The organism is Haloarcula sp. Atlit-7R (assembly GCF_003666065.1).
Classification (GTDB): Archaea; Halobacteriota; Halobacteria; order Halobacteriales; family Haloarculaceae; genus Haloarcula; species Haloarcula taiwanensis.
Genome location: NZ_QXIK01000004.1, coordinates 1 through 26,626 on the forward strand (window position 1 = coordinate 1; position 26,626 = coordinate 26,626).

Below are 26,626 nucleotides of genomic sequence, written 5' to 3' on the forward strand. Positions count from 1 at the left end.
GGCCACAGCGGCGGGGTTGCCTCCCGTACCCATCCCGAACACGGAAGATAAGCCCGCCAGCGTTCCGGGGAGTACTGGAGTGCGCGAGCCTCTGGGAAATCCGGTTCGCCGCCACCATTCATACCTTTCATAGCCCACTCAGGAGAGCCATCCCTCCCCGGTGGGCTTTCTGTACGTATAGACGAGCGCATGCGGACAGCCGCAGCGCCGTCCGATGCGTTGGATATGAAATATTAATACCCCAACGCGACCGAGTTATTACATGGGCGTAGTCAGCATCTCGATGCCGGACGAACTGGAAGAGCGAATCGACACGTTCGCCGACGAACACGGATACACGGGTCGCAGCGAAGTAGTTCGTGAAGCAGTCCGGAACCTGATGGGCGAGTTCGAGGACAAGCGACTGGAGGACCGCGAACTGATGGCGGTCGTCACTGTGTTGTTTGACTACGAGACGACCACGGTTGAGGAGAAGATGATGCACCTCCGCCACGACCACGAGTCGATCGTCGCGTCGAACTTCCACAGTCACGTCGGCGACCGGTACTGTATGGAACTGTTCGTCTTGGAGGGACAACTCGACGACATCTCCGCGTTCGTCGGCAAGGTCCGGGCGACGAAGGACACGCTGTCGGTTGATTACTCGGTACTGCCGGTCGACGACATAAACATGTTCACCTGAATGGTGTCGACGCCGGAAAGCGCTGCCGCGGCCCGGGAGACAACGAACTGTTTGGGACCTTCAGTAGGCGTTTAAGTCGGGGCCGCGTAGCCGGCGGCGATGAAAGACTCCATTCTCGATACAATCGGGTCCCCGCTGGTCTCGGTCCGCGCGCCGGAGGGGGCAACCGTCGCGGCGAAGGTCGAGTCGTTCAATCCCGGCGGCTCCGCCAAGGACCGGCCGGCCAAGTACATGATAGACGACGCCGAGCAAAACGGGGCACTCGAACCGGGTGATACGCTCGTCGAACCGACAAGTGGGAACACCGGCATTGGGATGGCGATGGTCGGGTCGACGAAGGGGTACGACGTGGTGCTGGTGATGCCGGCCTCGAAGTCGCCCGAGCGCCGCCAAATAATGAAGGCCTACGGCGCGGACATCGAACTGGTCGAGGGCGACATCTCCGACGCGAAAGAGCGCGCCGACGAACTGTGTGACCGCGACGACCACGTCCAGCTCCGGCAGTTCGAGAACCCGGCGAACCCGCGGGCACACTACGAGACGACGGGCGAGGAGATACTCGAACAGGTCGGCGACCGGACCGTCGACGCCCTGGTCGCGGGCGTCGGGACCGGCGGGACCCTCACCGGAACCGGCCGCCGGCTGCGCGAGGCGTTCCCCGAGATGGACATCGTCGCGGTCGAGCCGGCGGACAACGCCGTCCTCTCGGGAATGGAACCGGGAACCGGCGAGGATAGTTTCCAGGGGATGGGGCCGGGGTTCGTCAGTGACAACCTCGACACCGACTTGCTGGACGACGTGGTGACGGTCGAACTCGCGGACGCGGAAGACGAGTGCCGCCGCCTCGCCCGCGAGGAGGGCATCCTCGTCGGTCAGTCCTCGGGCGCGTCGAACCTCGCCGCGCGGGAGGTGGCCGGGCAACTCGTCGCCGACGGCGTCGACGACCCGCTTGTCGTCACGGTCTACTGGGACAGCGGCGAGCGGTACATGTCGACCGGGATGTTCGACGACTAGTCGAGCGGGCGCGCGTCCCGCCTGTAGGCCTCGTACTTCTCGCGGGCCCACTCGTTCATCGCCGCGGTGTCGTTGTTGATGGTCCCCTTGATACCCGTCTCCGTGTAGACGACGATACCGCTGACGGCCCCATCGGCCCTGTCGGCGGTCCAGACCGCGTACGGCATCGGTTCCCCGGTCACGTACAGCGAGACGTTCGATAGGTCTTCCAGCGTCTCACGTCTGTCGGAGAGCGCGCTCTCCAGCGACTCGGCGACGGCTTCCGTCACCACCAGTTCGACGTCGACGGTCGTGTCGCTCCACAGGGACTCGATGACATCGACGTAGCGCGGGAGGACGGCCGGGCCGGTCCCCTGAAACGACGTCGTTCCGTCCAGGACGTCGACGGTCTCCTCGGTCGGGACGGTCGGTGCGGCCGGCGACGCGGTCTCTACGTCCGCGCCGTGGAGGACAGCCGGGTCGATGTCGACGTCGGCGGGCAGCGCGGAGAAGACGGGATGGGTACGCTGGAGGGCGTCGAGCCGGTCGCGGAACCCCTCGTAGGCTACTGTCGCCTGTCGGCCGGCGTAGGTGACGACGTACTCGCTGCCGGTCCGTTCGACGAGGTCGGCCTCGCGGAGCGCGCCGACCGCCCGGTCGACGGTGGACCGCGACCGGTCGAGTTCGGTCACGAGTTCGGGCTTCGTTTTCGGCGCTGATAACGCGACGAGAAACTCGTATCGCTTCGTGACGACATCGACCACCGGTGAGGGCTGTCCCATGTCCGTCTCATCGTTCGTCGCTATCCGGTATCGTTCTTGCTCTTCGCCCCAGTATTTCGGAAAACAGGCATTGATACTCATGGGTCGGGGACTTTACCGGCCATTCGGTATATACGGTTCGGACGAGTGGTGGGGACCGTGGGCAAACAGCCCGCCGGCAGCGCCCACTCGGAGTGCCCGTGCCTCTGACACCCGGGCGCTTTTTTCACGCACCGAACTCTGACTCGGTCACCCGCACGACGAGCGTGTCGTCCACGTCCTGCAGGTCGTACTCGGGAATCGTGTCGCCGGTCCGCGTCAGAAGCATCGGCTCGACCAGTTCCGGCGGTCGCTCGGCCGCTGCCTGGGTGTCAGCCGTCTCGTCCGCGTCCGATGTCTCGCTCTCGACGATGCCGTACACGTTGAGAAAGCGCCCGGTGTCCTCGGGGGCAATGTCGTCGTCCCGAATCGCGGCGGCGAGGTCTCGGGAGAGCCACTCCGTCTCGCTGATGGAGGGGTCGCGGACGAAGGCGGCGTCGGCGAAACGGACGAGATACCAGTTCAGGTCGTTCAGGAGCGCCACCGCCGCCCCCAGGCTCACGGTGTCGACGGCGACGGTGTTCGCGAACGGTTCCTGCAGGTCGTAGGTGGCAAGCGCGTTCCGTGCGGTCTCGCGCGAGAGGAGTTCGTACCGGAGGTTCACGTCCTCGCTCCCGACGAGACAGACCTGCGTCATGGCTCAACTCTGGCCCGCCCCGGAAATTTAGCTTTCGATGGGGACGACGGCGCGGTCCCGGGCGCGGGCCTCGGCTCGGTCGAGCAGGTCGTCGGGTTCGGCCGCTCGGACCGCTTCGAGCGAGGCGTTGGTCTCGGGGTGTGACGGCGCGACACGGTTGCAGCCGGTGTCGATTGTCGAGTCCTCGAAGGTTCCGATGGCCCGCGCGCGGTCGGTTATCTCGGATTTGTCGACGGTGAGGTTCGGCCGGTGGACCGGGAGCGTCGTCGCGGCGTCCGTGACCGCGATGTTCGCGCTGGTCTGGCTGGACTTCTGGCCGATGGCCTCCCCGGTGACGATGCCGACGGCGTCGCGCTCGCGGGCGATAGCCTCGGCGACCGCGAGCATGAACCGGCGGAGTGCGAGCATCCGGAGCGACCCGAGGTCTTCCGAGAGGTCGGCGACGACGTCCCCGGCGTCGACCACGGAAAGCGAGAGGTCGTGTCCAGGCGCGTAAGCGGCGAGCGCCTCGACGGTCGAACGGGCCCGGGCCCGGTGGTCGGGGCCGCCGTAGTCACCGAGGTCGACGTAGACGGGAATCACCGGCGCGCCGCGTTTCATGAGCTTCCAGGCGGCGACGGGCGAGTCGATGCCGCCGCTGACGAGCGCGACGACGGGTCGCTGGGTCCCCAGCGGGAGCCCGCCCGGGCCGGCGCGCTTCTCACAGAAGACGTACGCTTTGTCGGCGCGACACTCGACAAACAGTTCGAAATCGGGCTCGTCGAGGTTGACAACGGGCTCGCCGCCTATGTCGGTTATTGTTTCCCCGACAGCGGTCCCGCCGGTGGACTCGATGTCCGAACTCGAAAAGGGATGTGCCGATGGTGGCCCCGCCCGGCGGGCCTCAACGGCAAATGTGCCACCGTCGTACTGCTCTCGCGTGGTTTCGGCCAATGCGTCTGCGATTTCGGATAGCGTCGGGTCGGTCGTCGCGACTGCCGATGCGGAGGTGACGCCGAACGTGTCGGCCGCAGCCGCAGTCACGCCCTCGGGGTGGTCGGTGTGGATGAACAGTCGGTTCCGCCGCTGGTCGATATCTCCCGGCAGGTCGCGGGCGTCGAGCATCGCACGGAGGTTGTCCGCCAGCTGGTGTTCCATCTTCCGGCGGACCTGGTCGCTTTTGACGCCGAGCTCGCCGTGGCGGACGAGTACGCTGTCGGCGTCTGGGGGATGCATGTCTGCGAGTTGGCTACCAGCGAGTAAAGGGATATCGCTTGGCCGTCTCAGAACGTCGAGAGGTTCCCCTCGATGACTTGTCGCGTAATGTCGGTCACGTCGGCCAGTTCGTCGTCAATCGTGGCCTGAATCTCCGATTCGACGTCGCCGACCGCGATACCGTCTTCGGTGACAACTGTGGCATCGGCGACGTGGGGTTCGTCAATCGGTGACCCGATCTGTGAGAGAAGGCGCATCTGGACCTGTCGGATGCCGTCAACCTCATTCGCGACGGACTGTGCTATTTCTGTCGAGAGAAGATTATATATTTTTCCGATGTGGTTAACTGGGTTCTTGCCGGATGTCGCCTCCATGCTCATCGGGCGGTTCGGCGTGATGAGCCCGTTCGCGCGGTTTCCGCGCCCGACGGAGCCGTCATCGCCCTGCTCGGCGCTGGTCCCAGTGGTCGTGAGATAGATGGACTCGGCGTCGTAGTCGTCGGCCGTGTTGACGTGGACCGTTACGTCACGGTCGGTGTACTCCTCTGCGAGGTCGGTAACGAATGCTTGAACGTCCGAAACAGCGGTTTTGTACGCTTCGAGGTCCGGGACGTGTTCGTCGACCATTGCGACGGCCACGGTCACATCGATGTGGTCGCCCTCGCGCTTGCCCATCACCTTGACGTCCTGGCCGACGACCGGGTTTGCCTCGGCGTATTCGCCGGTCAGTTTCTGCTCGGTGTTTCGGACGATCTGTTCTGTTTCCGTTAGCGGAGCGTGGCCGACGCCATAGCTCGTGTCGTTTGCCATCGGAACTGCCGCCTCCTCGCCGAACACTGTCTGGAGATCGCCCGACCCTTCGCCGAACTGAACGTCGACGATGACATCGGACCCGAGGTCGAGATGTGGGAACTGCTCGTCGAGGTAGTCGCGTGCGGCCCGGAGAGCGATGCTTTCGGCCGGGATGCGTTCGCCGTCGAACTTCTTCGTCGCTCGACCGACGACCAGAATGTAGATCGGCTCAAGCACCTCGCCGCCGCCATACGCCGGGGCGGCGGTGCCAGCGACGAGCTGTGTCTCGTCTGTGTTGTAATGCAAGACTGTGCCAAAGCGGTCGATGTACGTCTGTGCCAGCGCACGCGACACCGTCTCCGCGATGCCGTCACAGATTGAGTCCGGGTGGCCGATACCCTTTCGCTCTACGACTTCGATGTCTTGATCTTCGACGGCGAGCCCGCTCGCGGGTTGGACGTGAATGTTCCGCTCAGTCATTGCCTCGACTTCGTCTGGCCGGGTTCTATAACTTACGGGAACAGATAACGGCTGAATGATTACTCGTTCGCATCGTTAAGTAGCATACCGAGATAGGAGGTCCGTTGCTGCTCGTCGGGATTCAGACCGAGGTCCCGAAGCACCCTGTAGGCCCCCTCTCGAACGGGTTCGATGTCGCCGTCGGTCTCTCGTTCGACTTCAACGAACTCGCCGACACCGTCGACCGCGTCAAGCGTGACGTCGTATTCCCGGACTTCGTACACCCGGCGGTTCTTCCGGACGGTCGCCGCCGGCTCGAAACCGAGGTGCTGGACGATTGCGTCGATATCGTCGCCGTTCTCGACGCCTGTTTCGAACTCCTCTCGGCTCTTCGACTCCGCTTCGAGGAGTGGGCCCTTATAAGTAACTTTCGCGTCCGTTTCGCCTTTTCTGGTTTCACGGCGGACCCGGAACGCCTCGTCTGTCTCGGCGAAATTCCGGTGGGGCGCATCGTAGTACGTGTCCGTCTGTATCACCGTATCGACCTGCTCGGCCCCGAGTTCGTCGAGTCGCTCCGCGACAGCCTCGATGTCCGCTGGCACTTTCACCTCGACTTCGTACATACTGTGGGGCTGGGCCGGGCCGCTGAAAAACGCTCCCGTCGACCGCGCCATTTACTGTGTCCGCTCTCTCGGGTAGTAGTATGGCCGGTCGCTACGAGCCGATCGACTCCCCGGACGAGACGACCCTCTTTCCGTACCACGACCTGACGCCGCCGACAGTTGCAACGGTCGCGCGCGCCCGGCAACGCATCCGGCAGCATCTCCCGGAAACGCCGCTGGTCCGCAGCGAAGCCCTCTCCGAAGCCCTCGACGCGGATGTTCTGCTCAAGCGGGAGGATACGCTCCCGACTGGAGCGTTCAAAGTCCGTGGGGGTGTAAATCTCGTCGCCTCCCTAGACGAGGAGTTCCGAGACGCTGGACTGCTCGCCGCGAGTACGGGGAACCACGGCCAGTCTATCGCCTGGGCCGGCCGCGAGTTCGACGTACCGGTCACCATCGGTGTCCCGGAAGAGGCCAACGCCGGAAAAGTCGATGCGCTGGAGCAACTCGGCGCAGAAGTCATTCAGCATGGCGAGGACTACGACGAGGCCCGCGAACACATCGAGACCCTGGCGACCCAGCGTGCGGCGCGCTACGTCCACTCGGGCAACGAACCGAAGTTGCTCGCTGGCGTCGGCACTGCCGGGCTGGAGGTCCTCGACGAGCGCCCCGATGTCGACCGCGTGTTCTGCCCCGTCGGCGGCGGCACCGCCGCAGCCGGGTACTGCATCACGCTCGGGGCGATGACCGACGCCGCCGTCGTCGGTGTCCAGGCGGCGGGTGCGCCCGCGGTGTACCGCGCTTGGAACGAGGAGACGCTGGAGCCCCTCGACAGCGTCGACACCATCGCCGAGGGCGTCGCGACCCGGGTGCCGTTCGCGCTCCCGACGCAAATACTGCAGGCGGGACTCGCTGACTTCCGGCTCGTCTCCGAAGACGAAATTGCGGACGCCGTGGCACGCCTGTTCGAGACGGACCGAATTGTCATGGAAGGGGCCTGTGCGACGGCTGTCGCTGCGGCGCTTCAGGCTGGAGACGAACTACGGGGTGAAACGGTCGTTCTCCCCATCTCGGGGCGGAACATCGGCCGAGAGAAGTTCGACCGACTGCTGGCTGAAAGCGAGTAGTAGCTGGTCACTTCCGAAGTTGCTCGACCGCTGTTGACCGGGAAACGTTGTCCTTAAGAGTGCCACGACTGACGAACAGGGTATGAGCAACGAGTCTGAGACTGAAGTCGATGAAGAAACCGCAGACGAAGAAGAACAGGCGGAGGGACTCCAGAAGGGCGATGTTGTCAAGCTCGCCTACACCGCCCGCACCGTCGACGGCGGCCAGCTTGTCGACACGACTGACGAAGCGGTCGCCGAGGAAGACGGCATCGATACCGAACAGCAGGAGTTCGGCCCGCGAACCGTCGTGCTGGGCGAAAACCACATCTTCCCGGACGTCGAGCAGGACATCTACGGCAAAGAGGTCGGCGACGAGGGCAACGTGACCGTTGCAGCAGCCGACGCCTTCGGCGAGTACGACGAGGAAGAAGTCCGGACGGTCTCAAAGGACAAGATCCCCGAGGATGACCGCTATCCCGGTGCACACGTCGACATCGAGGGCGAGCACGGTCACGTCGAGACCATCATCGGCGGGCGCGCGCGAGTGGACTTCAACCATCCGCTGGCCGGTGAAGACGTCGAGTACGACTACGAGATTCTCGAAGAGGTCACAGACCGCGAGGAGAAGGCACAGGGCATCATTCAGATGATGCTCGACATGGAACTTGACGTGTGGTTCCAGACCGACACCGTCGAGGAAGAACAGCTCGTCGAGAGTGAAGACGACGAAGACGAGGACGAAGAGTCCGAGCCTGAGTACGAAACTGTCGAAGTCGAGAAAGAAACGCTCTACATCGAGGCGACGCCGCAGCTGACGATGAACCAGCAGTGGATGATGGGCAAACAGCAGATCGCCCAGCAGCTCACCCAGCTGCTCGACATCGATCGCATCATCGTCCAGGAGGAGATCGGCGGTGGCGGCATGGGCATGCCCGGTATGATGGGCGGCATGGGCGGTGCCGGCGGCGCAGACATCGAAGACGCGCTGGAAGACGCCGACGTAGACGCCGAGGAGATCGTCGAAGAGATCGAAGGCGCTGAAGAGTAACTGCGCCGCGAACACGCCGATCGGGTCTGCAGGGCTGTGCGCCAGCGAGCGGCTTTATGACTCCGAGCGACTGCTATTCTCTGAGGACACACGGGCGAACCGTTATACGCACGACACGTCATCACTACGCATGCGAGTGTCGTTGGTGTACCCGTCACTGCTCGCGTTCCCGCCGGGAATCGCCTTCGGCGTCGGAACGGTCGTGTTGACTGGAAGCATCGGCACCGGACTGGCAGCGGGTGCCGGTGTTGGTCTCGGACTGTTCCTGTTGATACTTGTCGGTACTGAGTTCGGGTCGACAGACAGAGAGCCACGGCCCGGCGGCGAATAGAATCAGGCGATGTCGCGGCTGGTGTCGATGCTGACCTCTTCGACGAGGTTGAGCTTGATGATGTCTGTGGGGGCGCGCCCGCCACGGAACTTCGGAATCGCGAGGCGGTTTTCCACCTCGTCACCGTTCGTTGTGGTGTTGAGCTGGAACACCACGTCCGCGAAGTGCTCGGTCGTATCCCGGAGCGGTGGCACGTCACGTCCATCGAGGCAGTGAACGATAGCGAGGCTGCCGGTGTTGACGATGTGGTTCTGTAGGTCGTTCATGAACGCCCGAAAACGCGAGTGTGGCTCCTGTGCTTCCAGTACGTCTAGTGGGTCAACGATGAGGTTCGAGGTTTCCGGCAGCGCCGAGACGAGCTTGCCGGCGTTATCGAGGGGTGCTTCGCCGGAGATGTGCCGCACCGTCGGATCTCCAGTGTTGGCCGGCGTCTGCTCGATGCTCGCGATGACAGATTCGGCGGTCCGGTCGAGTGACAGCCACAGCGTCCCGCGCGTGGCGGTGAGTTCGTAGAGGAACAGCTCCGCCTGGCTAGCCGGCTGGGCAGAGAGCACGACGATACTCCCCGCAGGGATGCCACCATCGAGCTTTCTGTCGAGGACATCAATCCCCGTTCGCAACCGGTTGGCCATACCACTGAGAATTTATTTTCCCACGAGATTAAGTATTCCGCTTGGTGAGAACGTCCGCTATCTCGACGTATTGTGCCCTCGCCCGGTCCGATTCCAGCGGCTTCGACACCGACGGGACGTGAATCGTTTCCGGGCAGCACAGCAGGGTCGACGGGTCTACGGACCCGTCGCTGCCGACGAGGACCGTAAGCGCAGGCGGTGCATCGAGCGCGCGGGCCATCGCCGCAGTCTTGGCGGTGTCGGTGAGACTCTGGCGTGTTGGTGTACTTACGAGCACTGTTCTGTCAGCCCCCCGTAGCGGACGAGCGGCGTCCGGACCAGCACCGGCCGGGCAGTCGAGTACTACGGGCCGATCAGGTCGGGACAACCTGTTGATGGCATTGTCGATAGCGGTCCCGGCTGCGGTCTGACAGGGGAGTACGTCGACGCTTTCGACGGCCGTCGCGCGCTGTGCAACTGCGGTCGGCTCAGCCGAGGCCGTGACATCTGTGATTCCGGGCGACGGATTGACCCCAGCACGTCGGTGGAGGTTTGGCATATCACGGTCGGTGTCCACGACCAGCGCCGGTCTAGTCGGCGTCCCCAGTGCTTGCCCAACGCCGAGGGCAATGGTCGTTTTGCCACAGCCACCTTTGCCGCCAGCGATTGCGAGCATACTGTGGCTGGACTGTCTATCGGGTTTGAATCCTTGTGTCGGCCGTCACGAACAGGACTACCGTGGGCTGAAAGGACTGACTTACGACGGTTGGTTGTTGCCTACTTTTATACGGTCGTTGTTGGCACACCCCCTGTCCACGGTAGGTCTGTGCCTTCGATGGCGGCGATCCCAACAGGCGAACTGTTCGAGCCGTCCTCAGTGCGGGTTGATAACGTGTATGTAACAATAATGAGTACACTCCAACTATGGATATGTGCAGTGGACCAAACACGGCCCTTCAGTTATACAGTATCCGTACCCTATCCGAACCGCTCCCTGAAATCCTCCGCCGTGTCGGGGCTGCAGGCTACGATGGAGTCGAATTCGCACACCGGTTCCACGAGGAATCGCCCAGAGATATCGCAACGGCACTTGATGACGTCGGTCTTGAACCGGTTGCTGTCCACGCGGACCTTCCCGAGGTTGAGGCTGCGCTGGATGGTGAGTCAGACCTGCTGGTCCGGTGTCGAACAGTGGGGTGTGAGACACTCGTTATCCCACATCTCTCGGCGTCCGAGCTTCAGACCCGGAGCGACATCCGGTCGCTCTCCCACCGGCTCCGCGACGCCGCTGCCGGCCTCAAAGCGTGTGATATGCAGCTGGGGTATCATACGGGACGGCGGACGTTCCGCCCCTTGCTTCCGGACGCGGCGGGACGGCTCATCGACGAAACGCCGATACCCACCGCTGTCGGGGAGTACACACACCGGTTGCTGACCGCTCTCCGGGCACACGACCCGACAACGATACCGAGCGAGACGCCTATGTGGAACCTCGTTGCCCGGACCAAGCCGGCGGCGCTCATGTTCGAGCCGGAGGTCGCGGAGATTCGTGAAGCCGGCTACGACCCGTGTGCCCTCTTCTCGCTGTGTAGTGACCGAATCAGGATGGTCCATCTCCGGGACGTGGCCCCGGCCGGGCTGTTCCAGGGCTATGAGGATGTCCCGCATGGCGAGGGGGTTGTGGACATGCACGCAGTTCTGGACGCCGCGGGCGACGCCGGTGTCGACTGGGTGATCTACGAAAACGAACTCGACAGCGACCCGACGGCGAAGATCGATCACGGGGCGGCCACGCTGGATCGCCTCCTCGACAGAAGTGGCTCTTCGCGGAGCCCCACACGGATTCCTCCTACGAGTTCTTGATCGCCGTTGGTCGGTGTTAGCCCGGTCATAACAATAGCGATACACCCGAACGGCTGGGACATGAACCTCCATCACGAGCGCATCGAAGCCTCGCCGCCGGCGAGTACGATGAGCTTCTGTCTCACGACCGACCTCACGGGGAACGGTCGGCCGGATATCATCGTCGGGGCGCTCGGCGATGAGCACGAGGTTGAGTTCCCACTCGTGGATAAGTCAGTCGACTTGCTGTCCGTATTCGGCATGGGGCCGCTGGCCCGCTGGCTCCAGACGAACGTGTTCTGGTACGAAAACCCGGGCTGGGAGCGACACGACGTGGCCAGCGCACCTGAACTCTCCGTCGGCGGTTCGCTCGGTGATATCACGGGCAACGGCCGCCCGGACATGGTGGCCGGTCAGAACATCTACCGGCACAAACTGTGGTGGTTCGAGATACCGGACGACCCACGAGAGCAGTGGACGCGCCGGCTCATTACCGACGACTTCGAGAAGTATCACGACACCGCCGTGGCGGACGTGGACGGCGACGGAGAAAACGAGGTCGTCGGACTGTCTCAGGAGTCCAAGACGGTACTCTACTACGATATTCCAGAGGACCCGACACGAGAACCGTGGCCGGTGGCGAACCGCCATATTGTCGCCGAGGACCTCGATGTCGAGGGTGTCGCTGTCGAGGATGTCGACGGGGACGGCGAGGTCGAAATCGTCGCCGGCCCGAACGTCTTCCATCGGACGGCCGACGGCTGGGACAGAGAGCAGATCGCCGATGGCTGGCAGTGTACCCGCGTCGCTATCGCGGACATCGACGGCGACGGCGACTTGGAGATAATCCTCGTCGAGGGCGACGAACCGTATCTCGACGACCGCCCGGCCAGGCTGGGCGTGTTCGACCCGCCCGAGTGGGATCTGACCCTACTGCACGACGACCTCTCGAACCCACACAGCCTCGACGTGGCGGACTTCGACGGCGACGGTAACCCCGACATCTTCGTCGCCGAAATGGGTCTTGAGGACGGACACGAACCGCGACAGTTCGTGTTCCACAACGACGGGACGGGGACCTTCGAGCGCAAACAACTGAACACCGGCATCCCCACCCACGAGGCGAAAGTCGTCGACCTCGACGGTGACGGCATTCCCGACATCGTCGGCAAGGCGTACACAGAGCCACGCGTCGATGTCTGGCAGAGCAATCCCTGACTCGGACTGTATTCCCGCCGCTGGCAGTTCTGCCCTCGATTCCGACGCTCTCGAAGTAGACCCTGATGATGTAAGCGACCGTTCAATTCCCGTGTCGGGGGATTCAAGACCGTCCGGAGCGCGGTACCGAGTGAAATGCGGCACGACCACATCATCAGCGCGAAACAACTCTCGCGGGGCGACATCGAGACGGTGCTCGACCACGCGGCCGACATCGCGGCTGACCCGGGGGCGTTTGCGGACCGGCACAGCGACACCTTGCTCGGCATGCTCTTTTTCGAGCCGAGCACCCGGACGAAGATGAGCTTCACCACGGCGATGAAGCGCCTCGGCGGCGACATCGTCGACATGGGCTCGGTCGAGTCCTCAAGCGTCAAGAAAGGCGAGTCGCTGGCCGACACCGTCCGCGTCGTTGAGGGCTACACTGACGCGCTCGTGCTCCGGCATCCCATGGAGGGGTCCGCGAAGATGGCAAGCGAGTTCGTCGACGTGCCACTCGTCAACGCCGGCGATGGGGCCGGCCAGCACCCGACACAGACGCTGCTCGATCTCTATACCATCCGTGAGAACGCGGGCTTCGACGACCTGACTATCGGTATCATGGGCGACCTGAAGTACGGACGAACGGTCCACTCGCTGGCCCACGCACTCACGACCGTCGACGCCCGACAGCACTTCATCAGTCCCGAATCGCTCCAGCTCCCCCGCTCGGTCCGCTACGACCTCCACGAGGCCGGCGCGGAGGTCCGCGAGCACACCGACCTCGACGAGATTCTCCCTGACCTGGACGTGCTCTACGTGACACGCATTCAGGCCGAGCGGTTCCCCGACGAGAGCGAGTATCGCGAAGTCGCCGGCCAGTACCAGATCGACGCCGGTACGCTTGCGGCGGCCAAAGACGACCTGACCGTGATGCACCCGCTCCCGCGTGTCGACGAAATCGCTCACGATGTCGACGAGACCACCCATGCACAGTACTTCCAGCAGGCCCACAACGGCGTCCCGGTACGGATGGCGCTGCTCGACCTGATGCTCGGAGGCGACAAATGAGCGACAACGACCAGCAACTCCGCGTCTCGAAGATTCGCAACGGCACCGTCATCGACCACATCGCGGGCGGCCAGGCGCTGAACGTTCTGGCGATTCTCGGCATCGACGGAACCAGCGGCGACTCTGTCTCCGTCGCGATGAACATGCCCTCGGACCGCCTGGGACACAAAGACGTGGTCAAAGTCGAGGGCCGCGAACTCTCACAGGATGAGGTCGACGTGCTCTCGCTCATCGCCTCTGCGGCGACGATCAACATCATCCGTGACTATGATGTCGTCGAGAAGCGCCGCGTCGAGCGGCCGTCGGTCGTCGAGGGCGTCCTCGAATGCCCGAACCACAACTGCATCACGACAGAGGACGAGCCCGTCGATTCCCGCTTTGCCGTCGGCGACGACGGCGTCCGCTGTGAGTACTGCGATACGATAATCCGCGACGACTTGCCGGCACACATTCTCGCGGAGTGAGCGCTCCGACCGGACTGCGCTGATTACGTGACGGTCTCGACACCAGTAAACTCGAACCGCGCGCCGCCGGCGTCGCTTTCGCCGAGAGAAACGGTCCAACCGTGAGTGCGAACGATCTGTCGGATGCTGACCATCCCAAATCCGGTCCCGTCCTCTTTCGTTGAGAAGCCAGGCTTGAACACCTCGTCGGTAGTTCCGTCAGGGACCCCTTCGCCGGTGTCCTCGTAGTAGAATCCGTCCGACAGCGTCCCGATACGTATCCCGGCGTCCGGCCCGCCGTGTTCGAGCGTGTTCCTGACGAGATTCTCGGCCAGTCGGGCCAGCGCTTGCTCGTCTGCGACGATCTTGCGTGAATCGACGATATCTACCGACCGCGACACGGTGTCGAACTGGTCTAGCGACCGGAAGACGGCCGCGAAATCGACCGACTCCGGGTTGGTAACCAGTTCCTGTTGGCGCATGACGTTCGAGAGGTCGTCAATTAACTCGTCCAGCCGCGCCGCGGATTGCTTTGCCTCCGATAATCGGTCCATCTCACCGGTCTGTAACGCCAGTTCGATGTTGCCGCGTATGACCGACAGCGGGTTCTTGAGATCGTGTGAGACGACCTCAGCAAACTCATTCAGCCACTCGATCTGATCTTCCATCTCGTTGCGATGTGCGATGAGTTCGGTCACATCGCGCTGGAATCCGACGAAATGCGTCACAGTTCCGCTGTCGTCTTCGATTGGAGAGATTTCGAGGAAGTTCCAGAACGGGTCGCCGTCGGCGGTGTAGTTCAGCACTGTCGTCGATGTCGTCTCCCCCTCGGCGATGGCGTCCCGAATCGAGGCGACCGTCTCGGGGTCGGTTCCCTCGCCCTGCAGGAACCGACAGTTCCGACCCAGGATCGCGTCCCGGTCGTAGCCGGTGAGGTCCTCGAACCCGTCGTTTACGTAGATGAGCGGGTTGTCGTCTCGGTGCGGGTCCGTAACCGTCAGCCTCGGTGAGTCCAGCCGTTGGCTCGACCACCGTTGTCGTCTCCGCATCCGGCAGCTCCTGTTCTAGGAAGGTGGCAGAGAGATCGACCTGGTCCGCGTCGTCGTCGATAAGCAGTATCGACAACCGCTGGTCGTGCATCCCGAACGGAGCCGCATTGCCCAGTGGGGACGGGGGCATGACACATACCATGGCTGTGGTCTACTTAAACATCACACATAGGCCGATACTTGGCGCCGCTCGCCGTGAGTGACTCCCCGCTCGACCGCCTCGGAGGCTTGACCGCCACCGGCCTCACGTGAGCCAGATACTCGCAAACGAGTCGAAGTACTCTTTACCGGTATCGACCAGCACGTGGTCCGCGCCCAGCGCTGTCACGCGGTTCGACACCGAGTCGATGTGGGCGTCGAGCCGCGACTGATACGTCTCGGCCAGCGAGCCGCTGAAGTACGACCGGCGTGTCTCGTCGCTTTCCGGATCCGCGAACAACACGTCGCCGACGACGCCGGGGTCTCGCTCCTCCGGGGCGACCACGCGGACCAACAGTACGTCGGCGTTGTTGCGGGCAAGCGCGGCGATACCCGATTCGAGTGCCTCTGGCTCGGTCAGGCAGTCGCTGAACACGACGACGAGCGAGCGCGAGCGGATGCGCTGGGCGTACCCCTCCAGTGCCGACTCGAAGTCGGCCGTTCCCGCCGGCGGCACCTCGTTCAACTGGTCGATGAGCGACAGTATCTCGCCGCGGTTCGACTGGCCGGTGTCGATACGCTCGACCCGGTCACGGAACGTACAGAACTGGAAGTCGTTGTTCTCCTCCGCGGTGAGGTAGGCGAAACCAAGGCCGAGCTTGGCGGCGCACTCGAACTTGTGACTCGCCGCGTCGCCGAAGTCCATCGACGCGCTCGTGTCGACGAGCAGGTGGACGGTCAGGCTCCGCTCCTCTTCGTACTGCTTGATGAAGTACTCCTCCGTCCGGGCGAACAGTTTCCAGTCGATTCGCCGCGTGTCGTCGCCCGGCGAGTACCGCCGGTAGTCGCTGAACGTGAGCCCCTCGCCGACTCGGGGGGACTCCTGATCGCCCTGTCGAATCGAGGTCGTCTGGCGGTTCAGGGCGGCAGTGAACCGGCCGAGTTCGTCCAGGAAGTCGGGCTCGATAGTCACGGTCGACCCTCCAGGGGGCAGGCCCGCCAAACTGCGGTCACTGACTCGCTCATTCCAACAGCGACGCGATAAGGTCGTCTGCTGTCTGACCCGCTCGCTCAGCCCGGAAGTCCACAATGATCCTGTGGCGGAGGACGGGCGCGGCCAGCGCCTCGATGTCCGCGCCGGTGACGTGCGAGCGGCCCTGCAGGAAGGCCCGCGCTTTCGCTGTCTGGACGAGCGCCATACTCGCTCGCGGGCTGGCACCGAACTCGATATCGTCGGCCTCACGGGTCCGGCGGACGAGCTGGACCGCTCGGTCGCGCAGGTCGTCGGCGATTGGCATCTCGCGGACCAGCTGCTGAATCTCCTGAATCTCCGAGCGGGTCAGCGAGCGCTCGACCGGCACCTGCTCCGCGCCGGCGGTGTACATGTCGACGATTGTCCGCTCCTCGTCGTAGTCGGGGTAATCGACCAGCAGTTTCAGCATGAAGCGGTCGGTCTGGGCCTCCGGGAGCGCGTAGGTACCCGACTGGTCGATGGGGTTCTGCGTCGCCAGGATGAAGAAGGGACGGGGCAGTTCGTAGGTCTCGCCCGCAGCGGTCACCTGTTTCTCTTGCATCGCTTCCAGCAGGGCGGCCTGTGTCTTCGGCGTCGCTCGGTTAATCTCGTCGGCCAGCACCACGTTGGCGAACACCGGCCCCTTCTCGAAGACGAACTCACGCCCGCTGTCGGTCTCGCGGATGATTTCGGTCCCCGTGATATCGGACGGCATCAGGTCGGGGGTGTTCTGAATCCGGGAGAACTGAAGGTCGGTCACCTCCGCGACTGTCCGGACCATCGTCGTTTTCCCCAGCCCCGGGTTCGATTCGAGCAGGGCGTTGCCGTCAGCCAGGATACAGATGAGCAGTTGCTCCAGTACCTCTTCCTGGCCGACGATTCGCGTGCTGATCTGTTCACGTGCGTTTGCGATCTTCTGCTGTAGTTCGTCGATGTCTTGCTCTGGGCTCATGGGTCGGTATCCTCGTCGTCCGTGTCCTGCTCTCGAATCCTGAGATTGTACTCGCGGATGAGGTCCGCGTCCTCGATGTTTTCCTGGCCGGCAAACCCGGCCTGCTGGCTGTCGACTGTACCGCCGCTGCTCCCCGGCTCCCCGGTGTTCGGCGAGGATGGGAACGACTGGCTCCGGTCGATCTCTTCCTCGCCGCCGGTCGACTCGATCTCGGCGGTGAGGTTCTCGTCGCCCGCTTGCACGTCCTCGCTGTCGCCGAGTATCGCGTCGCCGTCCTCCAGCCCCTCGTACTCGCTTGGCCGGTCGGCTGGCGAGTCCGTCTCGACTGTGTCGCGGTCGAGCAGCCCGATGTCGACGACGGCGACCTGCACTGTCGCCAGACTCAGCAAGATTACGACAACAAGCGTCCCGATGAGTCGCCGGCTGTCGACAAGCGCGACGCTCGAACTCTGTTTCAGCCCGTCGAGGACATCCTCGTAGAGCCTGGCGGCCATCCGCGTCTCGGCCCCGTCCTCGACCGCGTCCCGGGCCGTCCGGAGCGCGTCGGTGACGTTCGCGTTCGCCGCCTCGAACTGCTCGACGAGGGGCTGGCGGACCCGGTAGAGATACTCGCCGACGAGCCAGGCCGCGCCGGCGACGACGCCGACGACCGCGCCCGTCGGGAGGGCCAGCCCCGACAGCGAACGGCCGACGGCCGCCCCGACCGGCTCGGTCACCGCCGCCGGAACCGACAACTGCGTCGGGAGTTCGGCCGGCGAAAGGACCGTCAGGAGGATGTTCACGAGGAGAAAGACCAACATCGCGTCGACGACGGCGTAGACGAACGCCGCCTTCTTGCCCTCGCGTCTAACCTCGGCGATGGCGGCGGCCATGCGTTCGCGGGCTTGCGCCCGCCCGTCTTCTGCGGGGCCCTCGCCGCCGGTTTCTCCGGTGTCTGTGTCTGGTTCGTCCATTAGTAGCCCTCACAGGTGGCTTTGTCTTGGTTCTCGGGCTGGCTACAGAGCGTCTCGATATCGTCTCGCAGCTCCTGGTTTTGGCTTTCGAGTTCTTCGATATCGCTTTCGAGCGTACTTATCCGTGATTCCAGGCTGTCGATCTCGTCTTGCAGGTCGGACACCTGGTCCTCGAGTTCGGCACGCTCGTCCTCTAGCTCCTCGTTTTCGCTCTCCAGATCGTCGATTGTCGACTCGAGGTCATCGACTTCGCTCTCGAGCGTGTCGCGCTCGTCTCGCAGGTCACCGACTGTCCCCTCCAGCTCTTCGACGCGGTCCTGGCTCTCGCGGAGCGACTGCCGAGTCTCCGCCAACTGGCTCTCTGTCGCGTTCAGTTGCTCTTCTGTCTGGTTCAGGTTAGTTGCGACCTGGTCGACGTCCTCCGACCGCGTCTCCAACTGGTCTTCGAGTTCGTCGACGCGGGTCCGGGTAGAGTCCAGTTCACTCCTGGTGTCATCCAGATCTTCCCGGAGGTCGGCGTTTTGCTGGCGCAGTTCCTGGTTCTGCGCACGCAGTTCGCTCGCTGAGTCCTGGTACAGCACCGTCGTTCCGCCGGTGCCGACTATCGACAGGACGACGAACACGACGAGTCCGACGTTGATGCGCCGGCCGATTGCGCTCACGGGAGACCACTCTCCAGGGAGGTGCGACCGCGGTACACTTGAACGCGCCGGGCGACCACCTCGCCGGTGAAAAGCAGGAGCGCGCCGAGCAGAGCGACCCAGTCCCAGTTCTCTCGAACGGTTCGGACTCGAGTGGATTTCTGGCGTGCCTCGCTGGCTATCTGTTCGCCCTGGTTCGGACTGAACGTCTGCCCGCCGGTCGCCTCGACGAGCGCATCGAGGCTCTCACTCGGCCCGAACGAAGCGTACTCGACGGGGTAGTTCGCCGCGTATTCGGTGTCAAGTGCCGTCTGATACCCCGCTTCTCTGGGCGTGAACTCACCACGATATCGCCCGTCACCGACCTGGCGGAAGGAGATGTTTGGCGCGGCAGGGCGGCTGTCTCCCTGATAGGTCAGCGTCGTCGGACTCCCGACCCGGGCATCGCCGACCGCTATGACGCCGGTCTGCGTGCGCATTGGGTCGCCCACCGCGTAGTTGACCGATTTGGTGACCACCAGCGAATCCGGCCGGTCGAGCAGGCCGCCCATCGTGTTGTCCGACTCGTAGGCGGTGATCGAGACCGCGCGGCCCAGCCCGAACCGCCAGGAGGCGATGGCCGGCTTCCCGTCGGCAGTGGCGACCTGATAGTCGGCCCCGGGCTTGACCTGCACGTTGTTCGCCTGGCCGGGATTGGCCGTCAGCTCGACGCCCGAGGTGATGAACGTGTCTTCAGTGACGATGGTGAGGTTCTCCCCCTGGTAGCGCCGCGAGGAACCGCCAAAGAGGAGCCGTAGCCGCTCTGTCTCGTCGGCGGCAAAGTACGAGCCGCCGGACTCGCCGGCGATCTGGCGCATCGTCGCGACGCCGACGCGCTTGCCGACGCCGACCGAGATGACGCGGGTCCCCTCGCGGCCGAGTTGGTTGGCGACGGCCGCCGGCGGGCCGAGCCGGTCCTGGCCGTCGCTGAGGAGGATGATCGTCCCTTCGCGGTCGCCCAGTAGTTCGTCGGCACCCTGAAGTCCGACGGCGATGTCAGTCGCGCCGCCGCTGTTGAGCCGCCGTATCTTGTCGACAGTCTCCGCGCGGTTCTGACCGAGCGCTTGCATCTCCGAGACGCGGTACGCGTTCTGGTTGAACGCGACGACACCAACCCGGTTCTCGTCGCCGAGCTGGTCGAGTACATCCAGTGCGACGGCTTTCTGTACCGAGAGACCGCTCTCGGCGCTCCCGGACACGTCGACGAGGATGACGATGTTCGACTCGCCGCCGGTCGCGTTCCCGACGCGGACCGGGAGCATCGAGGCCACCGGCGACGTTTCGTAGCCGCCGTTCTCGTAGGCGTTGTCGCCGCCCGCGACGACCAGCCCGCCGCCGTTGATGACGAAGTCCTGCAGCGCGGTCGTGTTCCCCATACTGCTCGACGGTGTGTCTTGGACGACGACGGCGGCGTAGTCATCGAGGTCCGCCGGGACCGACGAGGCCGTCGAAACGTTGTACAGCGAGTCGAGATAGTTCCGCAGTGGGTACTGGCCTTGCGAGACGTACAGCACGTCGGGCTGTTCGACGACGCGGACGCTCTTGTAGAACACGTCGTTTCGTGCGTACTCGTCGTCGCCGGAGAGTGTCGCAGTCACGCGGTGTGAACCAATCTCCTCGAACGTGTGGTCGACGGTGAGCGTGCCATCTGGCCGGAGTTCGCCCTCGGTGACCGTCTCGCCGTCGATAGTCACTTCGACGGGCACTGATTCGAGGACGCTCACGCCCGCCATCGAGACGGTGTACTGCGACTGGACGCCGCGGCTCACCGTCGACGGCCCCGCTATCGCCACAGCGCGCTCGGTGCGTGGCGACTGTGGCCGGACGCTGTGGACCGTGGCGTTGAGTGTAACGGCGTCCTCTGCGGCCCTCGACAGGCTCCGCCCCTCTGTGACGCGGCCGTCGGAGACGACGACGACCGTTCCGTTCTCCCGGAGATTTGCCGCTACGCCGTCGCCGAGCCGCGAACTCGACCCGCTGCCGACCGTCGCTTGCGTCACCGGAACACCCTCGTCCTCGATGTCCCGTACCAGTTCGTCGGTCGTGTTCGGATAGATGCCCATGCTCGCGGACTCGTCCGTCAGCAGTGTCACGCCCGGTTCGCCCGGCGTCTCTCTGGTCTGGACGGTGTACGGCCCCATCGCGCCGAGGACGAGCAGGCAGACGATAAACACGCGGCTGGCAAGCAGGAGCCGGCGACTCCGGTTCGAAGCCGACCGCGGTCCGGCGTCGCCACGCCGGACGAGGTACGCGAGGAGGCCGACGGCGACCGGCAGGACGACCAGCGGCCAGAGGTGCTCGACGCCGACGGTGAGCCCCTCCGCAACGGTGTACGAGACCGCCATCAGAGGTCACCCCGGCGGCGCAGATAGCCGACCTCGGCCAGTGCGAGCACCAGCCCGCCCAGCGCGAAGTACTCGGTCAGCGGCCGCGGCACTGACCGTCGCTCGGTCCGGGTGAGATTTCCAGCCGTCCCGGAGCGCTGGTCGAGCGCCTCGACGGCGGTGTTTGACTCGCTTTCGTCCAGCAGCGACGCGCTGACCTGCCGGGTCTCGCTCCGGTAGAAGCCGGCCCGCTGGAGCGGGACCGTGGGTCCGGAGACGGAACCGGACGGCCCTTCCACGGTGGTGTTGCCGAACCGGACGGTCTCGCCGGTCGCGTGGTTCAGGGCCGGGAGCTGTTCCCTGTCGGCGAGGTAGTACACCGCTCGTTTCCAGAACACGGGGTATTGGTAGTTGAACTTGAAGCTGGATCGGTCCTCGATGTAGCCGTAGTACATGACCCGCCCGCCGTTCCGGTCCTCCGTCGCGATGAGCGGCGTCCCGTCACCCAGTTGGACCTGGGCCGACCCGGAACGTAGCGACCCGGAAATGTACTCGTCCGGGGGCTGGAAGTCGATGCCGCGGGTGAGCTGTGTCTGTGCCGTCTGGCCCACCGTCGCGCTTGTCCGGGTCTCGCCGGGTTCGATGAGGAGGAGATCTCGGTATCGCTGCGGGAGGGTGTCCTGTGCCAGCACCGCAACGCCGCCGCCGTCTTCGACCAGTTCGCGCCCGGTTTCGACGTTCCCGGGGAGCAACGAACTCCTGTCGACGTTGCTGTACAGAATCACGTCGTAGTCGCCCTGAATCGTCGTCGGCGGCTGCCTGACCGTCACGTTCACCCGGTCGACGACCGACAGCGCGGTAATCAGGTACCGGTTCCGGTCGTTTGTCAGCACCAGCACGTCGACGGCCGCGTCAGTCGGCGCGGCGATATAGACGCTGTCGTCCGTCGTGAAACTGTCGCCCGGGCTGAGCCGGGCTTCGCTCCCGCCGGCGGGGACCGGTAGCGTCACTGACCCCACGTCGTCGGGCCCGAGCTGTAGTTCTCGCTGGGCGTTGCCGAGCTGAACAGTCCGGGTGACCGACGAGTCGCCGTAGTTTTTCACCGACAGCGTCACCGCCGAGCCAGAGAATCGGCGGTCGATGAAGCCGACGTTCCCGTCGCCCCCGCCGGCGAACTGCTGGAGGTCCACGGAGAGGCCACGTCCACGGGCTGTCGTGACCGCGGTGGTCCACTCGTCGCCCGCGAAATCGCTCAGAACGACGATTCTGGCGTTCTCGCCGGCTAACGAGGTCGCCTGCGAGATGGCACCGCTGAGCGCTTCCGGCGTGTCTGTCGGGCTGAGTCCGTCAAGCGTTCCCTCCGCCGCTGTCGGCGTACCGCGCTGTAGTACCACCTCCCCACCGCTGGTCGTGGTGACGATAGAGGTCGTCCCCGTCACCTCCTCCCGGGCGGCTGTGACGGCCCGCTGGAAGCGTGTCTGCCCATCGGCGGCAGTCTGCATGGACGCGCTCGTATCGACGACGATGACGGTCTCCTCCACTGTCGCCCGCTCGGAGACGGTGACATACGGTGTCGCCAGTCCGACCGCGAGTACCAGCACGACTAGCACCTGTAACAGCAGGAGGAGGCTGCGTGAAATCCGTTCGAGAAACGGCGTTGCTGACTGCTGGCGCTCCCCAGCGACGAGAAACTGGAACGTCGGTAGCGTGAGTTCCTGCGGGTCCGGTCGAATGAGGTATAGTACCACAATCGGCACCGCAAGAAGGAGGGCAGCTAGCCCTAGGGGGGCAAGCAACACGTCCGAGAGGACCATTACCTGTGTATCAGGCGGAGGCGGCATTTATCTTGTGACTCTGGTGACACCAATCCCACGTGCCAACCGACGCCGTCTACAGATCGCGACGAACCACACTGCACATCCGCGGCCGTCGTGACCGCTGGCGCGTATTTGTGCATGAACGTTTGATACGAACCCATCGCTGTCTACCGATTATGGCGATATACGACACAATGCATTTAAGTGAAGATAGTCGAGTGACAGTCAGAATGGGACACTCCGAAAGCGGGCCTACAGGGGCGACATCGGGGACCGCCACCGAACGGACCCTCAAGGTTCTGTTCGAAATTGAACTGTCCGATGACTGTTCGTGTCCACTTTCGGAGCCGGATGCAGACATCGAAAACGCTCAGAACCAGATCGACGATGGCGTCTGTCACGCGGAGGTGACTGTCACTGACGAGACCGGTACCGCACGGGTCCTCCATTCGACAAATCAGGTCGGTGACGCCTGTCTCTGTCTCGCGTTTAGCGAGGTCGGGTGTGTCCCACGAACGCGACGCGTAGACGGTGACTCGCTTTTCATCGAAACGTACGTCTCAGACCGAAGCGTCATCAGCGAGCTAGTCGAGCAGTTGCAATCGGCCGCCGAACGAGTCCGTCTGCGACGGCTGACATCCCGTCAAGACGACGAGACTGAGTCGGAGCCCGCGACTGTCGACCTCTCCTGTCTCACGACAAAACAACGGGAAGCTGCGATAATTGCGGTCGACGAAGGCTACTACCAGCAGCCCCGACAGACGACCCTCGACGAACTCGCATCGACACTCGGTATCTCGAAATCAGCCCTCTCTCAGCGCCTGAACGCCGTCGAATCGAAACTCGCGACGGCCGCCTTCGATCCGTAGACTCGCCTTTTCGGGCTGGATGCACTGGCGACGGAGAGACTTCCCCCAGTCACCGAACGACTTGCGCGTGAACAGAGCGTTCTCCGAGTGTCTGTTTCGGCTATGTCCCGGGTCTCTGGCATACGCTCGATCGGTCTGACCGCGGACGGGCACACCCGCCGGTACTTAAATCCCTTCATAATACAGCGCGCGTCCTACCGAGGTCCGAAAGAAATCGACAACTAGAGCCATGAATAACCCACAGCAGCCGAGATTGACGCCGATTGATGAGTGGGAAGATGAAGCAACAGCGATGCTTGACGGCGTCGAGTACGACACTGAGTTGGGGCTACGGATGGCTCGTGACGCGATTCGCGTCTCGAACGGGGAACTGAGCGACGCCGAATTCCATGAAAAGTACCACGAGGAGGTACTGGCGGAGTTCGGTGAAGACGAGCGGCCGACCAAACCTGAGGGATTCGACGATGACTGACGACGACGGCGTTTACCGACGTGACGTACTGAAAGCCAGCGGAGCAGCCGCTGCCCTCGGTCTTGGCGGGGGCGAGTTCTTCCAGACGCTGGCCGAAAGCGGAGACGGAACCGGGCCGTCAAACCGCGATTCCGGTATCGAGAGCTACGTCGGGCAAAACGAGGTCATCCAGACCGTCTGCTCGCCGAACTGTCGCGGGAAGTGTCCCATCGACGTCCACGTCCGCGACGGCCAGGTGAAGAAGGTCGAGCCACATCCGCCGGAAGACGAGCAGTACAAGCGGGCCTGTGTGCTCGGGCTCTCACACACCCAGCGTGTGTACGACCCGACAAGACTGAAGTACCCGATGAAGCGCACAGACTGGTCGCCCGACGCGCCAAACCCCGACGGACGCGGTCCGGACGCCGAGTTCGAGCGCGTCTCGTGGGACGAGGCGCTTGATCTGGTCGCCGCCAAGATGCAGTCCCTGAAAGACGACCACGGCGCAGAGAGCGTCCTCTTCCACGAGGGGTCGGGGAACTATGGGCAGACGGGTAAGTCGTTCAGCCGTCTGGCCGCTCTGTTTGGCGCAACCCAGTCTGCCTGGGGTATCGACGCCAACGTCGGTCGCGGATTCAACCGGGTCACCGGGACTGGGTTCTTTCTTCCGCCGACGAACGAGGCTGAGGACTGGGAGAACGCGAACACCATCATCGTCTGGGGGTCGGACATCTTCTCCAGTCAGTTCCAGATGGACGCTTCGAAGATTCTTGACGCCGTCGAGAGTGGGGCGAAACTTGTCGTGGTGGACCCGGTGTACACGACGACAGCGTCGAAAGCCGACCTGTGGCTTCCGGTCAAGCCCGGGAAAGATGTGCATCTTGCGCTTGCGATGATGCACACTGTCTTCGAAGACGGGACGTACGACGAACAGTTCCTTCGCAAGCGGACGACCGGTCCCGCGCTAATCCGAAAAGACACCGGCGACCTACTCAAGTCGAGTGCCGTCTTCGACGACGGCAGCGACGACCAGGTTGTCGCCGTCGAACGGGGCAGCAACACGCCAGTCGAACTCGAACCCGAGACCGACGGCCCGTACGCACTCTTCGGAGAGTTCACCGTCAACGGCATCGAATGTGAGACAGCACTGACCCGGCTCCGTGACCACGTAGCTGCCTACGCGCCATCGAAAGTCGCGACGAAGACCGGTGTCGACGCGGAGAATATCCGCACTGCAGTCCGATGGCTGGCGACTCGCGGCCCCGGTGGCATCGCCCCGAGCTACGCGCTTGGACGGTACAAACACGGGCACATTTTCGGCCAGACCTATGCGATGCTGATGGGGCTGACCGGTGACTACGGCCGGCACGGGAACATCCACGCGCACCACGCCGGCGGTGCGACGCTCAGCGCCGGTGGCTGGAGCGCTCCCGAGGACGCTGACCCCGGCCCGTCGCTGTTCTTCCCCGAGTACCCGGACGCGATACTCGACGGTGATCCACACAAGGTCAGGGCCGTCTACTCGATTGAGTCGAACATGATGGGCAACCAGTTCCCGGACCGGCAACGGTTCAGAGAGGCCATCAGGAGCCTTGAACTGTACGTGGTCGCGGATATGCACCACACGGATACGGTCCAGCATGCGGACATCATCCTCCCGGCCCCACACTGGTTCGAGCAGGAGGACATCACGTCCAGCTGGGGGTCCCATCCACACATCAGCTATCGACACAAGGTCCAGGAGCCGATGTGGGAGGCCAAAGACGACTACTACGCGATCCGCGGGCTCGCAGAGCGACTCGGATTCGGCGACTACTTCCCGGAGACGAAACGCGAAATGCTCCGGGAACTCGCCAGCCGGGACGATGCAATCGACTTCGAGACGCTGTTCGAACAGGGGACGCAAAAGAAACAGAACGTTCCCATCGTCAAATACACCGACGAGTTCCCCACTGACACGGGGCGCATCAAGATGTACGACGACGATGCGCCGAGCGAAGAGGGCGTCACGTTCGACGTTCCCCGCCCACTCGAAGACCGGACAGCTGACGACTACGAAAAGGCCGACGAGTACCCGCTGATGTTCATGCAGAAGCACAGTCGGTTCCGCATCCACTCGCAGTACGAGATGCTGAACTGGGTGCGTGAGGTCAACCCCGAGCCGCAGCTGGACATCCATCCATCGGATGCGAAAGCTCGTGGTATCGAGGACGGCGAGTACGTCCGGGTGTACAACGACCGCGGCGAGATGATCGTGAAGGCGAAGTACAACGAGGCGTTCCAGCCGGGGCTGGTAAACACTGACCAGGGGTGGTGGTCACGCGACTACATCGCGGGCCACCACAACGACCTCACGCACAACGAGGTCAGCGAGGTCGGCCAGACGATGGCGTTCTACGATGTCCGGGTCGAAGTCGAACCCGCCCCCGATGATGTCGACACGGATAAGTACGAAACCGATAACCCGCGCGGAGCAGGTGCCGACGCACCACGCGCAGGAGGTGACTAACG

26 protein-coding genes and 1 rRNA gene are annotated in these 26,626 nt (G+C 63.7%); 13 read left to right on the plus strand and 14 right to left on the minus strand.

Annotation, left to right across the window (positions count from 1 at the left end; genetic code table 11):
* The 3 genes from rrf to D3D01_RS10120 form a co-directional block, all read left to right on the plus strand.
* Window positions 1–117: ribosomal RNA gene (gene rrf / locus D3D01_RS10110) — 5S ribosomal RNA — on the plus strand; the annotation flags it as partial.
* 145 nt (window positions 118–262) lie between these two features.
* Window positions 263–682: a CopG family ribbon-helix-helix protein gene (locus tag D3D01_RS10115; RefSeq protein ID WP_101350316.1), complete on the plus strand. Its 420-nt coding sequence runs from the start codon at window positions 263–265 to the stop codon at window positions 680–682.
* Window positions 683–781: 99 nt separating this feature from the next.
* Window positions 782–1,696 (plus strand): PLP-dependent cysteine synthase family protein, encoded by a 915-nt coding sequence (locus D3D01_RS10120; RefSeq protein ID WP_121512111.1) that lies wholly within the window; start codon window positions 782–784, stop codon window positions 1,694–1,696.
* Here the strand turns inward: D3D01_RS10120 and D3D01_RS10125 are convergent.
* The 5 genes from D3D01_RS10125 to cyaB form a co-directional block, all read right to left on the minus strand.
* Window positions 1,693–2,538 carry a winged helix-turn-helix domain-containing protein gene (locus tag D3D01_RS10125; RefSeq protein ID WP_121512112.1) on the minus strand — a complete coding sequence of 282 codons (846 nt, stop codon included), beginning with the start codon at window positions 2,536–2,538 and terminating at the stop codon, window positions 1,693–1,695. The two genes, D3D01_RS10120 and D3D01_RS10125, sit on opposite strands and share 4 nt — an antisense overlap.
* A 124-nt stretch (window positions 2,539–2,662) precedes the next feature.
* Window positions 2,663–3,172 carry a DUF5804 family protein gene (locus D3D01_RS10130; RefSeq protein WP_121512113.1) on the minus strand — a complete coding sequence of 170 codons (510 nt, stop codon included), beginning with the start codon at window positions 3,170–3,172 and terminating at the stop codon, window positions 2,663–2,665.
* A 27-nt stretch (window positions 3,173–3,199) separates the two neighbouring features.
* Window positions 3,200–4,387, minus strand: a complete 1,188-nt coding sequence (locus D3D01_RS10135) for a tRNA sulfurtransferase (RefSeq protein WP_121512114.1) — start codon at window positions 4,385–4,387, stop codon at window positions 3,200–3,202.
* A 47-nt stretch (window positions 4,388–4,434) separates the two neighbouring features.
* Window positions 4,435–5,637, minus strand: coding sequence for a methionine adenosyltransferase (locus D3D01_RS10140; protein ID WP_121512115.1), 1,203 nt, complete (start codon window positions 5,635–5,637; stop codon window positions 4,435–4,437).
* A 59-nt stretch (window positions 5,638–5,696) separates the two neighbouring features.
* Complete coding sequence (gene cyaB / locus D3D01_RS10145) at window positions 5,697–6,239, minus strand: class IV adenylate cyclase (protein WP_233563305.1); 543 nt, start codon at window positions 6,237–6,239, stop codon at window positions 5,697–5,699.
* A gap of 80 nt (window positions 6,240–6,319) precedes the next feature.
* Here cyaB and D3D01_RS10150 point away from each other — a divergent pair, with 80 nt between their 5' ends.
* From D3D01_RS10150 to D3D01_RS10160, 3 genes are all read left to right on the plus strand, one after another.
* A complete protein-coding gene (locus tag D3D01_RS10150; protein ID WP_121512117.1) occupies window positions 6,320–7,345 on the plus strand; it encodes a threonine/serine dehydratase in 1,026 nt (341 codons plus the stop codon).
* 82 nt (window positions 7,346–7,427) lie between these two features.
* On the plus strand, window positions 7,428–8,375 hold the full coding sequence (locus D3D01_RS10155; protein ID WP_121512118.1) for a peptidylprolyl isomerase: 948 nt from the start codon (window positions 7,428–7,430) through the stop codon (window positions 8,373–8,375).
* Window positions 8,376–8,505: 130 nt separating this feature from the next.
* Window positions 8,506–8,706: a hypothetical protein gene (locus D3D01_RS10160; protein WP_053969274.1), complete on the plus strand. Its 201-nt coding sequence runs from the start codon at window positions 8,506–8,508 to the stop codon at window positions 8,704–8,706.
* A gap of 2 nt (window positions 8,707–8,708) precedes the next feature.
* Here the strand turns inward: D3D01_RS10160 and D3D01_RS10165 are convergent, their stop codons facing one another.
* Window positions 8,709–9,338: a hypothetical protein gene (locus D3D01_RS10165; RefSeq protein WP_004960685.1), complete on the minus strand. Its 630-nt coding sequence runs from the start codon at window positions 9,336–9,338 to the stop codon at window positions 8,709–8,711.
* Between the two features lie 28 nt (window positions 9,339–9,366).
* On the minus strand, window positions 9,367–9,993 hold the full coding sequence (locus D3D01_RS10170; RefSeq protein ID WP_121512119.1) for a CDP-4-dehydro-6-deoxy-D-gulose 4-reductase: 627 nt from the start codon (window positions 9,991–9,993) through the stop codon (window positions 9,367–9,369).
* Window positions 9,994–10,241: 248 nt separating this feature from the next.
* Between D3D01_RS10170 and D3D01_RS10175 the strand changes: the two genes are divergently transcribed.
* The 4 genes from D3D01_RS10175 (at window position 10,242) to pyrI (ending at window position 13,891) form a co-directional block, all read left to right on the plus strand.
* The gene (locus D3D01_RS10175) at window positions 10,242–11,180 is read left to right on the plus strand and encodes a sugar phosphate isomerase/epimerase (protein WP_233563307.1); all 939 of its coding nucleotides are present in this window, start codon (window positions 10,242–10,244) and stop codon (window positions 11,178–11,180) included.
* A 60-nt stretch (window positions 11,181–11,240) separates the two neighbouring features.
* On the plus strand, window positions 11,241–12,377 hold the full coding sequence (locus D3D01_RS10180) for a VCBS repeat-containing protein (protein ID WP_233563309.1): 1,137 nt from the start codon (window positions 11,241–11,243) through the stop codon (window positions 12,375–12,377).
* 135 nt (window positions 12,378–12,512) lie between these two features.
* Window positions 12,513–13,427, plus strand: coding sequence for an aspartate carbamoyltransferase (gene pyrB, locus D3D01_RS10185; protein WP_121512120.1), 915 nt, complete (start codon window positions 12,513–12,515; stop codon window positions 13,425–13,427).
* Complete coding sequence (pyrI, locus tag D3D01_RS10190; protein ID WP_101350305.1) at window positions 13,424–13,891, plus strand: aspartate carbamoyltransferase regulatory subunit; 468 nt, start codon at window positions 13,424–13,426, stop codon at window positions 13,889–13,891. The genes pyrB and pyrI overlap by 4 nt, the downstream gene beginning before the upstream one ends.
* A gap of 23 nt (window positions 13,892–13,914) precedes the next feature.
* Here the strand turns inward: pyrI and D3D01_RS10195 are convergent, their stop codons facing one another.
* The 7 genes from D3D01_RS10195 to D3D01_RS10225 all read right to left on the minus strand — a co-directional run bounded on the left by D3D01_RS10195 (window position 13,915) and on the right by D3D01_RS10225 (window position 22,792).
* On the minus strand, window positions 13,915–14,919 hold the full coding sequence (locus D3D01_RS10195) for a PAS domain-containing protein (RefSeq protein ID WP_121512121.1): 1,005 nt from the start codon (window positions 14,917–14,919) through the stop codon (window positions 13,915–13,917).
* Window positions 14,920–15,163: 244 nt separating this feature from the next.
* The gene (locus D3D01_RS10200; protein ID WP_121512122.1) at window positions 15,164–16,030 is read right to left on the minus strand and encodes a DUF58 domain-containing protein; all 867 of its coding nucleotides are present in this window, start codon (window positions 16,028–16,030) and stop codon (window positions 15,164–15,166) included.
* 49 nt (window positions 16,031–16,079) lie between these two features.
* Window positions 16,080–17,021 (minus strand): MoxR family ATPase, encoded by a 942-nt coding sequence (locus D3D01_RS10205; RefSeq protein ID WP_121512123.1) that lies wholly within the window; start codon window positions 17,019–17,021, stop codon window positions 16,080–16,082.
* Entirely contained in the window at window positions 17,018–17,974 is a 957-nt protein-coding gene (locus D3D01_RS10210) for a hypothetical protein (protein ID WP_121512124.1), read from the minus strand. Before D3D01_RS10210 ends, D3D01_RS10205 begins: the two co-directional genes overlap by 4 nt.
* On the minus strand, window positions 17,974–18,636 hold the full coding sequence (locus D3D01_RS10215) for a DUF1664 domain-containing protein (RefSeq protein ID WP_121512125.1): 663 nt from the start codon (window positions 18,634–18,636) through the stop codon (window positions 17,974–17,976). The genes D3D01_RS10210 and D3D01_RS10215 overlap by 1 nt, the downstream gene beginning before the upstream one ends.
* A complete protein-coding gene (locus D3D01_RS10220) occupies window positions 18,633–20,999 on the minus strand; it encodes a VWA domain-containing protein (RefSeq protein WP_121512126.1) in 2,367 nt (788 codons plus the stop codon). Before D3D01_RS10220 ends, D3D01_RS10215 begins: the two co-directional genes overlap by 4 nt.
* A complete protein-coding gene (locus D3D01_RS10225; protein ID WP_121512127.1) occupies window positions 20,999–22,792 on the minus strand; it encodes a VWA domain-containing protein in 1,794 nt (597 codons plus the stop codon). Before D3D01_RS10225 ends, D3D01_RS10220 begins: the two co-directional genes overlap by 1 nt.
* A gap of 233 nt (window positions 22,793–23,025) precedes the next feature.
* Between D3D01_RS10225 and D3D01_RS10230 the strand changes: the two genes are divergently transcribed.
* The 3 genes from D3D01_RS10230 (at window position 23,026) to D3D01_RS10240 (ending at window position 26,624) form a co-directional block, all read left to right on the plus strand.
* The gene (locus D3D01_RS10230; RefSeq protein ID WP_101350297.1) at window positions 23,026–23,664 is read left to right on the plus strand and encodes a helix-turn-helix domain-containing protein; all 639 of its coding nucleotides are present in this window, start codon (window positions 23,026–23,028) and stop codon (window positions 23,662–23,664) included.
* Between the two features lie 229 nt (window positions 23,665–23,893).
* Window positions 23,894–24,136 carry a 4Fe-4S ferredoxin N-terminal domain-containing protein gene (locus D3D01_RS10235; protein ID WP_121512128.1) on the plus strand — a complete coding sequence of 81 codons (243 nt, stop codon included), beginning with the start codon at window positions 23,894–23,896 and terminating at the stop codon, window positions 24,134–24,136.
* Window positions 24,129–26,624, plus strand: coding sequence for a molybdopterin-dependent oxidoreductase (locus tag D3D01_RS10240; protein WP_121512129.1), 2,496 nt, complete (start codon window positions 24,129–24,131; stop codon window positions 26,622–26,624). The genes D3D01_RS10235 and D3D01_RS10240 overlap by 8 nt, the downstream gene beginning before the upstream one ends.
* Window positions 26,625–26,626 lie beyond the last annotated feature (2 nt).

Coding starts and splice junctions, on each gene's coding strand:
- D3D01_RS10115 (WP_101350316.1), top strand. CDS start 263: ATGGGCGTAGTCAGCATCTCGATGCCGGACGAACTGGAAGAGCGAATC.
- D3D01_RS10120 (WP_121512111.1), top strand. CDS start 782: ATGAAAGACTCCATTCTCGATACAATCGGGTCCCCGCTGGTCTCGGTC.
- D3D01_RS10125 (WP_121512112.1), bottom strand. CDS start 2,538: ATGAGTATCAATGCCTGTTTTCCGAAATACTGGGGCGAAGAGCAAGAA.
- D3D01_RS10130 (WP_121512113.1), bottom strand. CDS start 3,172: ATGACGCAGGTCTGTCTCGTCGGGAGCGAGGACGTGAACCTCCGGTAC.
- D3D01_RS10135 (WP_121512114.1), bottom strand. CDS start 4,387: ATGCATCCCCCAGACGCCGACAGCGTACTCGTCCGCCACGGCGAGCTC.
- D3D01_RS10140 (WP_121512115.1), bottom strand. CDS start 5,637: ATGACTGAGCGGAACATTCACGTCCAACCCGCGAGCGGGCTCGCCGTC.
- cyaB (WP_233563305.1), bottom strand. CDS start 6,239: ATGTACGAAGTCGAGGTGAAAGTGCCAGCGGACATCGAGGCTGTCGCG.
- D3D01_RS10150 (WP_121512117.1), top strand. CDS start 6,320: ATGGCCGGTCGCTACGAGCCGATCGACTCCCCGGACGAGACGACCCTC.
- D3D01_RS10155 (WP_121512118.1), top strand. CDS start 7,428: ATGAGCAACGAGTCTGAGACTGAAGTCGATGAAGAAACCGCAGACGAA.
- D3D01_RS10160 (WP_053969274.1), top strand. CDS start 8,506: ATGCGAGTGTCGTTGGTGTACCCGTCACTGCTCGCGTTCCCGCCGGGA.
- D3D01_RS10165 (WP_004960685.1), bottom strand. CDS start 9,338: ATGGCCAACCGGTTGCGAACGGGGATTGATGTCCTCGACAGAAAGCTC.
- D3D01_RS10170 (WP_121512119.1), bottom strand. CDS start 9,993: ATGCTCGCAATCGCTGGCGGCAAAGGTGGCTGTGGCAAAACGACCATT.
- D3D01_RS10175 (WP_233563307.1), top strand. CDS start 10,242: ATGGATATGTGCAGTGGACCAAACACGGCCCTTCAGTTATACAGTATC.
- D3D01_RS10180 (WP_233563309.1), top strand. CDS start 11,241: ATGAACCTCCATCACGAGCGCATCGAAGCCTCGCCGCCGGCGAGTACG.
- pyrB (WP_121512120.1), top strand. CDS start 12,513: ATGCGGCACGACCACATCATCAGCGCGAAACAACTCTCGCGGGGCGAC.
- pyrI (WP_101350305.1), top strand. CDS start 13,424: ATGAGCGACAACGACCAGCAACTCCGCGTCTCGAAGATTCGCAACGGC.
- D3D01_RS10195 (WP_121512121.1), bottom strand. CDS start 14,919: ATGCGGAGACGACAACGGTGGTCGAGCCAACGGCTGGACTCACCGAGG.
- D3D01_RS10205 (WP_121512123.1), bottom strand. CDS start 17,021: ATGAGCCCAGAGCAAGACATCGACGAACTACAGCAGAAGATCGCAAAC.
- D3D01_RS10210 (WP_121512124.1), bottom strand. CDS start 17,974: ATGGACGAACCAGACACAGACACCGGAGAAACCGGCGGCGAGGGCCCC.
- D3D01_RS10220 (WP_121512126.1), bottom strand. CDS start 20,999: ATGGCGGTCTCGTACACCGTTGCGGAGGGGCTCACCGTCGGCGTCGAG.
- D3D01_RS10225 (WP_121512127.1), bottom strand. CDS start 22,792: ATGGTCCTCTCGGACGTGTTGCTTGCCCCCCTAGGGCTAGCTGCCCTC.
- D3D01_RS10230 (WP_101350297.1), top strand. CDS start 23,026: ATGGGACACTCCGAAAGCGGGCCTACAGGGGCGACATCGGGGACCGCC.
- D3D01_RS10235 (WP_121512128.1), top strand. CDS start 23,894: ATGAATAACCCACAGCAGCCGAGATTGACGCCGATTGATGAGTGGGAA.
- D3D01_RS10240 (WP_121512129.1), top strand. CDS start 24,129: ATGACTGACGACGACGGCGTTTACCGACGTGACGTACTGAAAGCCAGC.